The 15,695-nt window shown below is 30.4% G+C and carries 12 protein-coding genes, 1 pseudogene and 1 other annotated feature; of the genes and pseudogenes, 11 read left to right on the top strand and 2 right to left on the bottom strand.

From position 1 onward, the window contains the following. The 7 genes from ACJAX4_RS05915 to ACJAX4_RS05885 form a co-directional block, all read left to right on the top strand. A partial coding sequence (locus ACJAX4_RS05915; RefSeq protein WP_435788528.1) for a TrmH family RNA methyltransferase occupies positions 1-515 on the top strand: 515 nt, incomplete at its 5' end. Between the two features lie 71 nt (positions 516-586). Further along, positions 587-799 (top strand) — a binding site (T-box leader). 75 nt (positions 800-874) lie between these two features. Beyond that, complete coding sequence (pheS, locus tag ACJAX4_RS05910) at positions 875-1,894, top strand: phenylalanine--tRNA ligase subunit alpha (protein ID WP_435788527.1); 1,020 nt, start codon at positions 875-877, stop codon at positions 1,892-1,894. A gap of 50 nt (positions 1,895-1,944) precedes the next feature. Continuing rightward, positions 1,945-4,323, top strand: coding sequence for a phenylalanine--tRNA ligase subunit beta (gene pheT, locus ACJAX4_RS05905; RefSeq protein WP_435788526.1), 2,379 nt, complete (start codon positions 1,945-1,947; stop codon positions 4,321-4,323). A gap of 129 nt (positions 4,324-4,452) precedes the next feature. After that, the gene (locus tag ACJAX4_RS05900) at positions 4,453-5,058 is read left to right on the top strand and encodes a cell division protein ZapA (RefSeq protein ID WP_435788525.1); all 606 of its coding nucleotides are present in this window, start codon (positions 4,453-4,455) and stop codon (positions 5,056-5,058) included. 148 nt (positions 5,059-5,206) lie between these two features. After that, positions 5,207-7,126, top strand: a complete 1,920-nt coding sequence (locus ACJAX4_RS05895) for an ABC-F family ATP-binding cassette domain-containing protein (protein ID WP_435788524.1) — start codon at positions 5,207-5,209, stop codon at positions 7,124-7,126. Positions 7,127-7,168: 42 nt separating this feature from the next. Then, a complete protein-coding gene (locus ACJAX4_RS05890) occupies positions 7,169-9,541 on the top strand; it encodes an ATP-dependent DNA helicase (RefSeq protein ID WP_435788523.1) in 2,373 nt (790 codons plus the stop codon). Positions 9,542-9,715: 174 nt separating this feature from the next. Further along, positions 9,716-10,144 carry a hypothetical protein gene (locus ACJAX4_RS05885; protein WP_435788522.1) on the top strand — a complete coding sequence of 143 codons (429 nt, stop codon included), beginning with the start codon at positions 9,716-9,718 and terminating at the stop codon, positions 10,142-10,144. Positions 10,145-10,203: 59 nt separating this feature from the next. On the opposite strand, the gene ACJAX4_RS05880 is transcribed toward ACJAX4_RS05885, so the two are convergent. Then, positions 10,204-10,449 carry an AbrB/MazE/SpoVT family DNA-binding domain-containing protein gene (locus ACJAX4_RS05880; protein WP_071614011.1) on the bottom strand — a complete coding sequence of 82 codons (246 nt, stop codon included), beginning with the start codon at positions 10,447-10,449 and terminating at the stop codon, positions 10,204-10,206. A gap of 323 nt (positions 10,450-10,772) precedes the next feature. Continuing rightward, a complete protein-coding gene (locus ACJAX4_RS05875; RefSeq protein ID WP_435788521.1) occupies positions 10,773-11,264 on the bottom strand; it encodes a YajQ family cyclic di-GMP-binding protein in 492 nt (163 codons plus the stop codon). Between the two features lie 254 nt (positions 11,265-11,518). Here ACJAX4_RS05875 and ACJAX4_RS05870 point away from each other — a divergent pair, with 254 nt between their 5' ends. The 4 genes and pseudogenes from ACJAX4_RS05870 (at position 11,519) to recQ (ending at position 15,693) form a co-directional block, all read left to right on the top strand. Beyond that, on the top strand, positions 11,519-12,115 hold the full coding sequence (locus ACJAX4_RS05870; protein WP_435788520.1) for a sensor histidine kinase: 597 nt from the start codon (positions 11,519-11,521) through the stop codon (positions 12,113-12,115). Positions 12,116-12,163: 48 nt separating this feature from the next. Then, complete coding sequence (locus ACJAX4_RS05865; RefSeq protein WP_435788519.1) at positions 12,164-12,922, top strand: LytR/AlgR family response regulator transcription factor; 759 nt, start codon at positions 12,164-12,166, stop codon at positions 12,920-12,922. A 36-nt stretch (positions 12,923-12,958) separates the two neighbouring features. Continuing rightward, complete coding sequence (locus ACJAX4_RS05860; RefSeq protein ID WP_435788518.1) at positions 12,959-13,342, top strand: response regulator; 384 nt, start codon at positions 12,959-12,961, stop codon at positions 13,340-13,342. A 217-nt stretch (positions 13,343-13,559) separates the two neighbouring features. Continuing rightward, positions 13,560-15,693, top strand: a pseudogene (recQ, locus tag ACJAX4_RS05855) (DNA helicase RecQ). Positions 15,694-15,695 lie beyond the last annotated feature (2 nt).

Below are 15,695 nucleotides of genomic sequence, written 5' to 3'. Positions count from 1 at the left end.
AGCATCCACAAGGTATTATTGCTATAGTTAGAAATAAGCTGGTAGAGATTAGATATGAGGATGGATTTTATGTGCTAGCTGATAAAATTCAAGACCCTGGAAATATGGGAACTATAATTAGAACTGCACATGCAGCAGGGGCTCTGGGAGTTATAATTACAAAAGGAACAGTGGATATTTATAATGAAAAAACTTTAAGAGCTACAATGGGGTCTATTTTTAAAATGCCTGTTATTTATGATAGTGATTTATCAACAGTAGAAAAGCTTAGAGATGATGGATTTAAGTTAGTTACTAGTTCACTGGAATGTGATAAAAATTTTTATGATATACATTTAAAGGGAAAAGTTATTATAACTGTTGGAAATGAAGGAAATGGAATAAGTGAAGATGTGTACGCTATATCTGATCTTAAAATAAAAATTCCTATGCCTGGTGGTGCAGAATCTCTAAATGCAGCAGTAGCAGCGTCAATTATGATATATGAAGTAGTAAGGCAGAAAAATAATATATAATTATTGGTTTATAGTTGAAATTTTTATCGTTTACGGTTATAATGTTTTTTATACTTTCATAAATTAATAGGTAATAAACTGTGATGGAGACAGTAGATACAAAAATTGGTACAGGGATAAGAAGCCTTAGACTGAGAGCTTTCTTAAGAAGTTTTTATATTGAAATTCACTCCTGAGTTCTAATAGTGAAACAAAGTAACTGTTAGCGGTTAGAATCGATAATTTTATCTAAGAGGACTGTTTTCAGTCAATTAGGGTGGTAACGCGGATAATCCGTCCCTTCATAAGGGGCGGATTTTTTTTGTTTTATAAAAAAGTAAAGAATGTAGAAATACATTAATATGAAAGGGGAATTCATCATGCAGGAAAAGTTAAAAATTATAAAAGCTTCAGCTTTAGAAGAATTAAAAGTAGCGGCTATTAAAACGGAAATAGAAAATGTTAGAGTTAAGTATTTAGGCAAAAAAGGAGAACTAACACAAATACTAAGAGGCATGGGTAAGTTGTCAAACGAAGAGAGACCAATAATTGGTAAACTTGCAAATGAAGTTCGAGAGGATATAGAAACTCTTATAACTAAAGCCACAGATGATTTGAAAAATAGTGAGAGAGAAGAAAAGCTAAAAAGCGAAGTGGTAGATATATCTATGCCAGGAAAAAAACAAACAGTAGGTAAAAGACATCCATTAGAATTAACTCTTGAAAAAGTTAATGAAATATTTTTATCTATGGGATTCGTTATTGAAGAGGGGCCAGAGGTAGAGAAGGATTATTATAATTTTGAGGCACTGAATATACCAAAGGATCATCCTGCAAGAGGGGAACAAGATACTTTTTACATAAATGATAGTATAGTTTTAAGGACCCAAACCTCACCAGTGCAAATAAGAACTATGGAGATTCAAAAGCCACCTATAAAAATGATTTCTCCAGGTAAAGTTTATCGTTCAGATGCATTAGATGCTACTCACTCACCTATTTTTTATCAGATTGAAGGACTAGTAGTGGCTAAGGGTATTACTTTTGCTGATTTGAAGGGAACTTTAGAGCTATTTACACAAAAAATGTTTGGAGATAAAATGGAAACAAAGTTTAGACCACACCATTTTCCATTCACAGAACCTTCTGCAGAAATGGATGCAACTTGCTTTGTGTGTAAAGGAGAAGGTTGTAAAGTTTGTAACGGTAGTGGCTGGATAGAACTTTTGGGTTGTGGAATGGTTCACCCTCAGGTTTTAAGGAATTGTGGAATTGATCCTGAAGTTTATAGCGGATTTGCATTCGGATTTGGACTAGATAGGATTACAATGTTAAATTATGGAATAGATGATATTAGAGCACTTTATGAAAGTGATATGAGATTCCTAAAACAATTCTAAAATATGGATATAAAATATGAAACATAAATTAATTACTAGGAGGATACTATATGAAAGTTCCAGTTAAATGGCTTAAAGATTATGTAGATATAGATATTTCACCAAAAGAACTTGGCGACAGACTTACTATGTCTGGTTCAAAAGTAGAAGAGGTTATTATATCAGGTGCTGAAATAGAAAATGTTGTAGCAGGAAAAATAATAGAAATAGTTAAACATCCGGATGCTGACACGCTAGTTGTATGTCAAGTAAATGTTGGACTAAAAGAACCAATACAAATTGTTACAGCAGCTGATAATATGAGTGAACAGGATATTATACCGGTTGCACTTCATGGATCAAGCTTACATGGGGGAGTGAAGATTAAAAAAGGTAAGCTTCGTGGTATACTTTCAAATGGCATGTTTTGCTCAGAGGAAGAACTTGGAATTGCTGGGGACGAACCAGTTCATGGTCTAATGATACTTCCTGAGGATACTCCTATTGGAAAAGATATAAAAGAAGTTTTAAAACTTCAAAGTGTAGTAATAGATTTTGAAATAACTTCAAATAGACCAGATTGTAATAGTGTGCTCGGTATAGCAAGAGAAACTGCTGCAACTTTAGGCACCGAATATAGAAAACCAGCAGTGAATTATAAAGCTACTTCTACTGCGAATGTGGAAGAAACTTATAAGGTTGATGTTAAAGATGAACTTTGCAGAAGATACATGTTAAAGGGAATAAAAAATGTTAAAATCGAGCCATCCCCACAGTGGATGCAAGAAAGACTTCTAGAGGCAGAAATTAGACCAATAAATAATATAGTTGATATTACAAACTTTGTTATGCTAGAACTTGGTCAGCCTATGCACGCATTCGATGCAAGGCAAATTACTACTAATAGTATAGTGGTTGAAAGAGCAAACGCTCGAGAGAAATTTACTACCTTAGACGAAGTAGAAAGAGAATTAGATGAGAATATTTTATGCATAAAAGATGGAGAGAGAACTATAGGTATTGCAGGTATTATGGGAGGCTTAAATTCCGAAATTGAGGAAGATACTATGGAAGTAATATTTGAAAGTGCAAACTTCAATGGAGTTAATATAAGACTAGCTTCCAAAAAATTATATTTAAGAACAGATGCTTCTACTAAGTTTGAAAAGGATTTGGATCCTGAACTTGCCCAAATGGCAATAGATAGAGCATGTAATTTAGTTCAGGAATTAGGTGCTGGTGAAATAATGCAGGGGTGTGTGGATGTATACCCTAAAAAACTAAAGTCTCATAGTTTAGAAGTAGACTTCAACTGGATTAATTGCTTTTTAGGAACTGAAATATCTATTAGGGATATGAAAATGTATTTAGATAGATTGGAATTATCCACAGAAATGACAGGTAATTATTTAATAATACAGGTACCTACATTTAGATCTGATATCAATATAAGAGAAGATGTAGCAGAAGAAATTGCTAGAATATATGGATATGATAATATACCATCTACGTTGTCCAAATGTGAAACTTTTAAAAGTGGGAAAAGTGAAAAGCAAAAATTAGAAGATAAAGTAGTTCTTTCTTTAATTGGTAGTGCACTTAATCAATCTATAAGCTACTCTTTTGTAAGTCCTAAAATATTTAATAAAATTTTAGTTCCAGACGATAGTGAACTTAGAAATGTAGTTACTATAAAAAATCCGCTAGGAGAAGATTATAGTATAATGAGAACTACAACTATAGCATCCATGATGGAATCATTAGGTCGAAATTATTCGAGAAATAATGAAGAGGCTAGATTATTTGAAATAGGCAAAGTTTATATTCCAAATGATGATATGAATAAACTTCCGTGCGAAAGTAATATATTAACAATAGGAATGTATGGAAACCTTGATTATCTAGATTTAAAAGGTGTAGTGGAAAATGTAGTAGATAGTTTAGGAATAAAAAAGACATCATTTAAAAGAGAGTCTGAAAATCCGACTTTTCATCCTGGTAAAACTTCGAATTTATACGTTAAAAGAGAACTTATAGGTGTGGTTGGAGAAATTCATCCGGTCGTATCAGAAAATTATGAAGTGGAAGAGAGATGTTATATAGCAGAATTAAACCTAGATTTATTATATAAGCATGCTGACTTTAGTAACAAATATAAGTCGCTTCCGAAATTTCCAGCTGTAACAAGGGATATTGCGCTGATAGTTGAGGATGCAATTTTGGTTCAAGATATTGAAGATGTAATTGTAAAACAAGGTGGTAATATTTTAGAAAGTGCTAAGTTATTCGATGTATATAAAGGTAAACAAATATCTGAAGGTAAGAAGAGTATTGCCTATGCTATAGTATATAGACGAGAGGATAAGACTTTAACAGATGAAGAAGTAAATAAGGTTCATGAAAAAATATTGAGAACCCTTGAGCATAAACTAGGGGCTGAACTTAGATAAATTTACAAATGGAATCCCCTTAGTAATAAGGGGATTTATTTTCATTGCATAATTTGAAAATATTGGTTTTATTAAAAACTAAATTGTGGTACAATGAATACAACTAATCTGTCTAAGAGGGTGTTTTGGATGAACATTGTAACAATAAAGATCAATGGTATTGAATACAATTTAAAAGGTAATGAAAAAGAAGAATATTTACATGTTGTAGCTAGCCATGTTGACAAGAAAATAAAGAGTATAATGGGCAACAATGAAAAGCTTAACACTTCCTCAGCAGCAATTTTAACTGCTCTAAATTTAGGTGATGAAATGTTTAAAAGTAATTCACTTTGCACGGAACTTTCAAATGAGGTTGTAGTTTTAAAAAAACACGACGAAGAAATAACAGTGCAGTTAGAAGGTTTTAAAAAACAGTTAACGCATATGGAAGCATATAACCAGGAACTATTGAACAAATGTAAAAACATAGAAAATAGTGATTATATAAGAAACTTAGAGCAAGAAAATATAAAAAACAAGCAAGAGTTAAAGACTATGCAAGATGCCACTAAAGAACAAATCCAGGGAAATAAAAAAATTAAAGTAGAAAATAAAGAAATGAGATTTCAACTACAATCCTCTAAGTATAAAATAATTGATTTACAAAATAAATTACAAGAATTTCAAATTAGTTTAGCTAAACAAAAGAAAATTAATAATCCACTTTTAAATGCGTATAAAAAACAGGGATAATTTTATATTATAATCCAAAATCTTCGCCGTAAATATACTCTATAGGTAGGGGAAAATTTGTCTATGATAAATTTCCACTAGCCCTAGGGTGTTTTTTTGGTTATAATTAGAGTAGGAAGTTACAACAAGAAAAGGATGGTACTTATATATGAATTTGTTAACAATAGAAGAAGTGAGTAAAAGTTATAGTGAGAGAGTACTCATTGATAAAGCATCACTAGGTATAAGTGATGGAGATAAAATTGGATTAATCGGGGTTAATGGTACAGGTAAATCCACTTTCTTAAAAATAATAGCTGGAATTGAAGTTCCTGATGCAGGAAGGATCTTGAAGGGCAGTATGATAAATATAGAATATTTACCTCAAGAGCCTGAATTTGAACCAGAGGCTACAGTGATGGAGCAGATTTTTAAAAGTGATACTGACGTTATGAACGTTATAAGGGAATATGAAGCTATTATAGAAAAATTGCAAGAGACTCCAGAAGATGAGTCCCTTCAAAAAATCTTAATGAATCTCAATAATAAAATGGATGCAATTAATGGATGGCAAGTTCAAAATGAGGCTAAAAGTATACTTACAAAGCTTGGCATAACAGATTTTAAGGAGCGAATAGGAAACCTTTCCGGAGGACAAAAAAAGAGAGTGGCATTATGTAGTGCACTAATTACTCCTTCTGATTTGTTAATTTTAGATGAGCCTACAAATCATATGGATAATATTATAATAGATTGGCTAGAGAACTATTTAAATAACAGAAAAGGTGCATTACTAATGATTACCCATGATAGATATTTTCTAGATAGGATAACAAATAAAATTCTAGAACTTGATAAGGGCAACTTATATAGTTACCAAGGAAATTATAGTGTGTTTTTAGAAAAAAAAGTTGAAAGAATGGCTTTAATGGATTCGCTTGAGAGGAAAAGGCAGGGCTTATTTAAAAAGGAACTTGCATGGATTAGGAAGGGAGCAAAAGCTAGAACAACTAAGCAAAAGGCTAGAATTGACAGATTTGAAACACTTAAAGAAGGTCAAATTGATATATCGAATGATAAGATAGAATTATCATCAGCATCCACAAGACTTGGAAAGAAGATTATTAATGTAGAGAAAATTTATAAAGCTTATGGCGACAATAAGTTAATTGCAGATTTCAGTCATGTCTTTACTAAGAGAGATAAAGTGGGGATTATAGGTCCTAATGGTATAGGAAAGTCTACGCTTATGAATATTTTAAGTAAAGTGATAAGTCAAGATTCCGGGCTAATAGAATGGGGCGAAACTGTTAAAATTGGATACTTTCATCAAGAAAATGGTGCTATGGATGGAAATATGAGAGCTATTGATTATATTAAAGATGGAGCAGAATATATTTCTACTAGTGATGGAGAGAAAATTACAGCTTCCCAAATGCTGGAGAGATTTTTATTCGATGGAACCACTCAGTATTCTTTTATCTCTAAATTATCTGGTGGTGAAAAAAGGAGATTATACTTAGCAAGAATTCTTATGGAGGCTCCCAATGTTCTATTTTTAGATGAGCCAACCAATGATTTTGATATTCAGACGCTAGCGGTCCTAGAAGACTACTTAGACGGATTTGCAGGTGTTGTAATAGCGGTATCTCATGATAGATATTTTTTAGATAGAGTTTCTGAAAAAATATTTAGTTTTGAAGGAAATCAGCAAATAGTTCAATTTGTAGGGAATTATTCTGAGTATCAAGAGTATATAGAAAAGAATTCTAATTTACTTGTGGATAATGATATAGCAGATAAAGAAGATAAAACAAGTAAAAATGACGATGGAAAGAAAGATAAGCCTTTGAAGTTTACATTTAAAGAACAGAAAGAATTCTCAGGAATTGATGATGCAATTGAGAAAAAGGAATTAGAACTTGAAGAAATTAATCGAAAAACCAATGGTGGAAGTAGTGATTTTGAATATTTGGAGAAGCTAATGCAGCAGCAAAAAAATGTAGAATCTGAAATTGAAAATCTGATGATGAGATGGACGTACTTAAATGAATTAGATGAGGAAATAGATTCTCAAAAAAACAACTAAAATTTATGTGCTAAAATTTTATTATTAAAGAAGGTATAATTTATGGGGAAAAATAGAGATATAAAAATATCAGTTCGTAATTTAGTGGAATTTATACTAAGAGCTGGAGATTTGGATATGAGGTTTAGAGGTAGCAGTAGGGCGGTGGAAGGTACCAAAGCACATCAAAAAATTCAAAAGGAAAACAGAGACAAGTATTCTATAATATTTGGACAGGAATACACATCTGAAGTTAGTATGAAATATAGTGTACCTTATAATGGTGATACAATTGTTATTGATGGTCGCGCCGATGGCATTCTAATAGAAAATAATGAAGTTACTATAGATGAAATTAAAACAGTTACTAGAGATTTAGAACTAATAGAGGAAGATTATAACGGCCTTCACTGGGCTCAAGCTAAGTGCTATGCATATATATACTCAGTTCAAAATGATGTTCCGATTATTAATGTACAATTAACGTATTACGAAATAAATTCTGAGAAAACCAAGAGATTCATTAAAAGTTTTACTGACCGTGAGCTAAGAGAGTTCTTTTACGATATTATTTCTAGATATTTTATATGGGCAAATATTGCAAGCGTGTGGAATGAAAAGAGAGATGATAGTATACAAGGCATGAAATTTCCTTTTCAGGAATATAGGTCAGGACAAAGAGAACTTGCGGTATCTATATATAAAACAGTTGTAGAGCGTAAAAAAATATTTCTCCAAGCCCCTACAGGAGTTGGCAAAACTATATCTACACTGTTCCCAACAGTAAAAGCAATGGGAGAAGGTCATACATCAAAAATATTCTACTTAACGGCTAAAACTATAACGAGGCAAGTCGCAGAAGAAGCCTTTACAAAAATGAAAGAAAATGGACTTAAATTCAAGACTATTACACTGACAGCAAAGGATAAAGTATGTCTTAGCAAAGGCAGTGCTTGTAATCCGGAACAATGTAAATTTGCCAAGGGACATTTCAATAGAATTAATGAAGCACTCCTTGATATTTTAAGAAGTGAAGATACATTTACTAGAGATATAATCGAAATTTATTCAAATAGGTATAAAGTATGTCCCTTCGAATTTGCATTGGATTTAACACTATGGTCTGATTGTGTTATATGTGATTATAACTACGTATTTGACCCTAGGGTATACCTAAAGAGATTCTTTATGGATAACAATGGGGACTATACTATATTGGTAGATGAAGCACACAACTTAGTGGATAGAGCTAGGGAAATGTTTTCAGCGACAATTCATAAAAAGCTACTCTTAGGGCTTAAACGGAATATAAAAGGTTTGGACGACCACTTATACAAAGCACTTAACAAATTAAACTCATTTATGAACAGTATGAAGAGAATGTGTGATGAAAAGGGATACTATAAACAGAAGGCAGGGCCTGTGGATGCATGTAATTTACTTAGTAATCTTACTAAACTATTAGAAGTATGGTTAACTAAAAATGAAAAATCTGAAATATATGATAATTTTTTAGAGTTGTATTTTAATTCTCTCAGTTTTATTCGAATAGCTGAACTTTATGATGAAAAATACATAACTTACGTAGAGATTATAGAGGATGATGTGGTACTTAAAATATTTTGCTTAGATCCCTCTACCCTTTTAAGAGAAGCATCTAAAAGGGGAAGGTCTGTAGTGTATTTCTCTGCAACTCTACTACCACTATTATACTTTAAAGAAATTTTGGGAGGAGAAAGCGAAGATTACCACTTAACTCTAAATTCACCCTTTGACAAAAATAAACTTAAATTAATGATAGCAAAAGATATTTCTACAAAATACAATCACAGAGAAAACAGTTATCCTAAAATAGTAGAGTATATATATTCAGTAATAAATGCCAAAATAGGAAATTATATGGTGTACTTTCCTTCGTATAAATATATGGATGAAGTAAGTAATAAATTTAATGAAAAGTATCCCAATATTAACCTGTGTGTTCAAACGAATTTTATGACTGAAGACGATAGAGAAATGTTTCTCCAAAACTTTAGTAGTAGTCCTTATGAAAATATTTTAGGATTTGGAGTTTTAGGTGGGATATTTTCCGAAGGCATTGATTTAAAAGGGGACAAATTAATCGGCGCAGTAATAATTGGTGTGGGGCTTCCTATGATTTGCTATGAAAAAGAGATCCTTCGTGAATATTTTGATAATAAAAATAATTTTGGTTATGAATATGCTTACATGTACCCAGGTATGAATAAAGTGCTACAAGCGACCGGAAGAGTAATTAGAACAGAAGAGGATAAAGGAATTGTTCTTTTAATAGATGATAGATTCCTTCAGCAAAGGTATAGAAGACTATACCCAAAGGAATGGGAGCATTATGATAAAATAAATAGTAATACTGAGGCGGAAAATAAGGTTTCTGAATTTTGGGAAAAAACTTGAGCATATGCTCAGTTTTTTTTTGAAATTTTATAAACTTTGTTTAAAATAGTTTTACAGAAAGTTTATAATAATTTGTGGTTTATAGTGTTAAAATATAATATAAGGTATAAGACTAATAAGGGAGATAGAAAAAATTAGTATCTCTCCTATAAAATAATAGGGGGAATAGTATAAATGACTGTTAAAACTGCTAGAGAATTTTATGAATCGGATAGTTTTTTAAAAATAACCTTTACTGTAGGAATATTTTTGATTGTAACTAGGTATTTATGGATTTTAGGTGTGGCACTTATTGTCTATTCAATTTGGAGAAGTAGATCTATAAGTGCACATATGGGAAATAATGAAAGATATATTATAGAAAATATAAAAACAAAATTTAATCATAAACTTAAGGATTTAAAACGAAACATGAAACAATATATGCAACAGAATAATAATAAGATTAAAAAATATAAACCTATGGATAAATTAAGAGAAAGACGAAAATATATAATAACTAATTGTCCTAAATGTACACAAAAATTAAGAGTACCAAGAGATAAGGGTAAAATTATCGTAACTTGCTCAAAGTGTGGTAGCGAGTTTAGATTAAAAACATAAAAAATAGATATCCATATGGATATCTATTTTTTATGTAATAAAGACTTATGTTTTATAATTTATTTGCCTGAACCTAATTCAGCAAGACAATCTTTACAAATATTCTTACCTTTGTAGTTTACAACGTCTCTTGCATTTTGGCAGAAAATACAAGCTGGCTCATATTTTTTAAGAATAATTTGGTCACCGTCCACATAGATTTCTAAAGCGTCTTTGATATCTATATCCAAAGTTCTTCTTAATTCTATAGGAATAACAATTCTTCCAAGTTCATCCACTTTTCTAACTATACCTGTTGATTTCATAATAAAATCCTCCTCAAACATCTTTCGACTTATTTATAATTAAATTGTAGCAAATATAACATAAAACGTCAATAGGTTTATTTTATATTTAATAAAAAAAATAAAAATTAACAAACATTTACGTATTATGCTAAAAATTTATAATTGACTGTCATTTTAAACATTATTGTAATACATTAAATAGTATACCCAATTACTTTAAAAAAAAACAATTTATTTAATGAATTGAAATTATTGTAAAATATCAAATAAATAAATGAACATAAAAATATTAAGAGGTTAGTACATTTTATTTTAAAATGTACTAACCTCTTATAAATGTCTTATCTATAATTAGTGAATTGTAGTGCAATATCAAAATCTTTTGATTTTACAAGGGCCATTACTTGTTGTAAATCATCAAGGTCTTTACTAGTAATTCTTAGCTGATTATCCATGATTTGAGATTGAACTTTAATTTTGCTAGATTTAATTTCTGCAATAATTTTTTTTGCTTTTTCCGTAGAAATGCCTTTTACAATTTTAGCGGTTTGTCTAGCAGAACCTAGTGTATCAGGTGCAGGTACATCTAGGTCCAATGCCTTTCCAGATATACCTCTTTTTATAAGTTTACTGATAAGTACTTCTATAACCGCTTTTAATTTGAAATTATCATCAGATATTATTTTAATATCTTCTTTACCTAAGGTAATTTCAGTAATAGTGTTTTTAAAATCATATCTTTGTTTAATTTCCTTTAATGCTTGATTTATTGCATTGTCCACTTCTTGCATATCTACATCTGATACTATGTCAAACGAATGTGCTGCTGCCATAATAAAACCTCCTCAATATTTTAAAAGATAAATTATTAGAATCCTCTTAATTAATAGTAAATTAATAATTTGAAAATGTCCAGTATTAATGGAGAAAGATTTTATAAATTTAAAAAGCTTATAGAAAATATAGCTTTTTGCTAAAGTTTTAAAGGTAATTCTACGATATAAAGAATAGGTGCTTAAACAATATAATTTAGAAAAACATTTATGAATATTATTATATAGCATAAATGGGTAGAAGGAGAAAGATATTGAAAACAGATAAAACAAATAATACATACATTAACCAACATTTTCTTTTTAATACTTTAAATAGTATATTAGCACTTTGTAGACAAAATTCTGAAGAAGCCAGGAATGTTGTCCTAGAACTTACTAGTTATTTAAGATTTAATTTTAATGCATTGGAGGAAAATGTTTTTTTATATGAGGAAATAGAGTACATAAAGTCCTATTTGTATATTCAAAAGGTAAGATTTGGAGAGAGGTTAAATTATAAATGCATTATTCAAGAAGATATAAATTTTTTAATTCCCAAAAATTCGTTGTACAATTTAATAGAAAATGCACTTAACCATGGAATTTTTAAAAAAAATCACGGTGGAAATTTAACTTTTATTATTAAAAGGGTTCAAGATGAAATAGTAATAGAAATTAATGACGATGGTGTTGGCATGGAGGAAAAGCAAGTAATAAAGGCACTCTATGATGAAAATTGTGGTTCCATTGCAACTTCTATTTATAAATATAAAGAATTATATAATGCTAAATTAGAAGTTATTAGTAAATTTAATGTTGGAACCTATATAAATTTATATATACCAATGGAAAATGTAAATTGCGTTTAGTCTTAATTTGTTACGATGATGAAATTCAAATATGGGTGGGATATATATATGCTAAGAGTAGTTTTGGTGGATGATGAACAATTATCTTTAGATGAGCTAAGTTTTATTTTGGGTAAAAATATTGAAATAGAAATAATAGGGAAGTACTTAGATGCTTTAGCTGCTTTGGAATTTATAAAAAAAACTAAACCCGAAATAGTGTTTTTAGATATACATATGCCAGAAATTGATGGGGTTACATTAGCTGAAGAAATATGTAAGATGGATTTCCAAGTGAGTATAGTATTTGCAACAGTTTTTGATAAATATGCTGTAAAGGCTTTCGAAATGAATGCTATTGATTATGTTCTAAAACCTTTTTCTGAGAAAAGGCTCGAGATTACCATGGAAAAAATAAATGAAAGATTTAATACTAATAAAAATGTATCTTATTGCAGCCACAACAATATAATTTTAGAACAAGCGAGAATTAATGGGATAGTAAAGTTACCATTATGGAAAGATGAATGCATCTTCCTTGTTAGTCCTCAAGATATATTATATTGTACTGTGTTAAATAAAGAGGTATTTGTTTTAACTAAGGATACCAGGTTTACAACGCAATATACTCTAAACCAATTAGGGAATAAACTAGAGGAGCATAATTTTTTTAGAAGCCATAAAAGTTATTTAGTTAATTTAGATAAAATTTATAAAATAGTTCCTTGGTTTAATAGTACTTTTGTACTTACAATAGACGGTTTTAAAGAAGAAGTGCCTGTAAGCAGACATTATGTTAAGGACTTTAAAAAAACAATTAACATGTAAGGTGGATAATTTTCCGGGAAAAAGCGCGAGGTGCAAATGAAAAAGATATTAATAGTAGATGACGAAGCTAATAATAGATTATTATTAGAAGAAATACTTGAAGATTTCAAAGAAAAAGGAGTAGAAATATTTCTGGCGAAGAATGGGAAACAAGCGCTGGGAATCATTATAAGTGAGAGGCCAGATTTGGTGTTTTTAGATATTATGATGCCTACAATAAGTGGATATGAGGTATGCGATATAGTGAAGAGGGAATTAAAACTATTGTATATTTATATAGTACTTCTAACAGCCAAAGGGCAAGAAGAAGATAAACATAAGGGTTTTGATGTTTTATGTGATAGGTATATTACAAAGCCATTTTATTTTAATGAAGTAATAGAAGTTGCGCAAAAGGTACTAGGAATAAAAATAAAATAAGTCACTATTTTATAGGTTCACTATTGTATTTTATAGATTATTATAAAATATTATAGTAAATCTATTTTTTATTTTATAATAGAAATATGTTTTAAACATCATAAAATTGACAAAAATAAATAAGAGTATGGCATTTGTCTAAAGTATTGTGAACAAACTTTTCAAAATAATGTTATACTATTTATAAGTGATTATTATGGATGAGAGGTAGAAATATATGTTGCATGAAGCACAAGAAAAATTAAGAAAATATTATGGATACAATAGTTTTAGAAAAGGACAAGAGGATGTAATACAGAGTATTATAAGTGGACGTGATACTTTTGCTGTAATGCCTACAGGCGCAGGTAAATCTGTGTGTTATCAGATACCTGCACTAATGCTTGAGGGAGTTACACTTGTAGTATCACCACTTATATCTCTTATGAAGGATCAAGTAGATACATTAAATAGTGTAGGTATAGCGGCAACATATATAAATAGCTCATTAACCATTAATGAAGTTAATGAAAGAATTGATAGGACTTCAAAAGGGGAGTTTAAGCTTCTTTATGTTGCTCCTGAAAGGCTAGGATCAGAATTTTTTTGTAATATGTTAAATAGATTAACCATATCGCTTATAGCAGTTGACGAAGCTCATTGTGTATCTCAATGGGGACATGATTTTAGGCCTAGTTATTCATCAATTTATAGTTTGATAAGAAAATTATCTACAAGACCAATTATAGCGGCATTTACTGCCACAGCAACGGAGGAAGTTAGGCGTGATGTTATAAAGTCACTAGAACTCAGAGAACCGGATGTTTATGTAACTGGTTTTGATAGAGAGAATTTGAGTTTTACTGTTATTCGTGGAGAAAACAAAAGAGATTTTGTTTTGAAATATATTGAAAATAATAAAGATAAAGTAGGGATAATTTATACTGCTACAAGAAAAGAAACAAATAATCTTTATGAACTTTTGAATAAAAAAGGATATAATGTCGGGAAATATCATGCAGGGCTAGGAGATACGGTGCGAAAAGAAAACCAAGAAAAGTTTTTATTTGATGATATAGACATTATTATTGCTACAAATGCTTTTGGAATGGGAATTGATAAATCAAACGTACGATATGTAATTCATTATAATTTGACAAAGAGTATGGAAGCATATTATCAAGAGGCAGGACGTGCAGGTAGGGATGGCGAGCCTAGTGAATGTACACTACTATTCTCTGCTGCAGATGTTTTACTTCAAAAATTTTTTATAGAACAAAGTGTGGAATCTCCAGAAAGAAAAATAAATGAATATAGAAAACTTCAAGCTATGGTGGATTATTCACATACCTCTAGATGCCTTCGTAAGTTTATTTTGGAGTACTTTGGCGAAGAAGAGGTTCAAGATAAATGTGATAATTGTAGTACATGTAATGACGAAAGTGAACTTGCAGATATAACTATTGAGGCTCAAAAAATATTTTCTTGTATCCTTAGGATGAAAGAGAGGTATGGTACTTCTTTAATTGCAGATGTTTTACGCGGATCAAAAAACAAAAAAGTTTTGGAATTGGGATTTGACACGCTTTCTACATATGGAATAATAAAGCAATATACTGTTAAAGAGATAAAAGATCTTATAAATGTTCTTACGGCAGAAGATTATCTTTTCCTAGATGGTGGTAAGTTTCCAGTGGTTCATTTAAAAGAGAAAGCAGTGTCTGTTCTAAAAAATCAGGAAAAAGTATATCAGAAGATTGAGAAAAAGAAAGCTAAAGCAGTTGTGGATGCAGGGTTATTTGGAATACTACGCGCTCTTCGAAAAGAAATTTCTGAAAGGGAAAAAGTTCCACCTTATATTGTTTTTGCTGATAGTGCCCTAAGAGAGATGAGTGAATATCTCCCAGTAGATGAGAGTGCAATGCTTAATATCAAAGGGGTAGGAGAATCTAAGCTTAAAAAGTATGGTGAGGAATTCATTCAGGTTATTAAAAAGTACATGTCGGAAAATAATATAGAACTTGCGCCAGAAATATTATATAATGAAGAAGCTGATAATAATGATAGAATGGAATGCGCAGTAGAACTGGAAAATGATGAAAAGACGCCGAGTTACGTAGTTACTTATAATATGTATAAGGATGGCAAAAGCATAGATGATATAATGTGTGACAGGAAGCTAAAAAGCCTTACAGTAAAAGGTTAATTTAGATGACTTTATTCCAAAACATCATGAAGCGCTTATTATTGAAGTCATAGAAAAAATAGGAGCTTCAAAGTTAAAACCTATTAAAGAAGCGTTGCCAAAGGAAATAGATTATTTAGCTATAAAAGCAGCTATATTCAAATACGCTAACAATAAAATTTCTTAGAA

The sequence above is a fragment of the Clostridium sp. genome (assembly GCF_051278035.1).
Taxonomy (GTDB): domain Bacteria; phylum Bacillota; class Clostridia; order Clostridiales; family Clostridiaceae; genus Clostridium_AD.
Note: the sequence above shows the minus strand (reverse complement) of the source record. Positions and strands in the feature narration are given on the sequence as shown.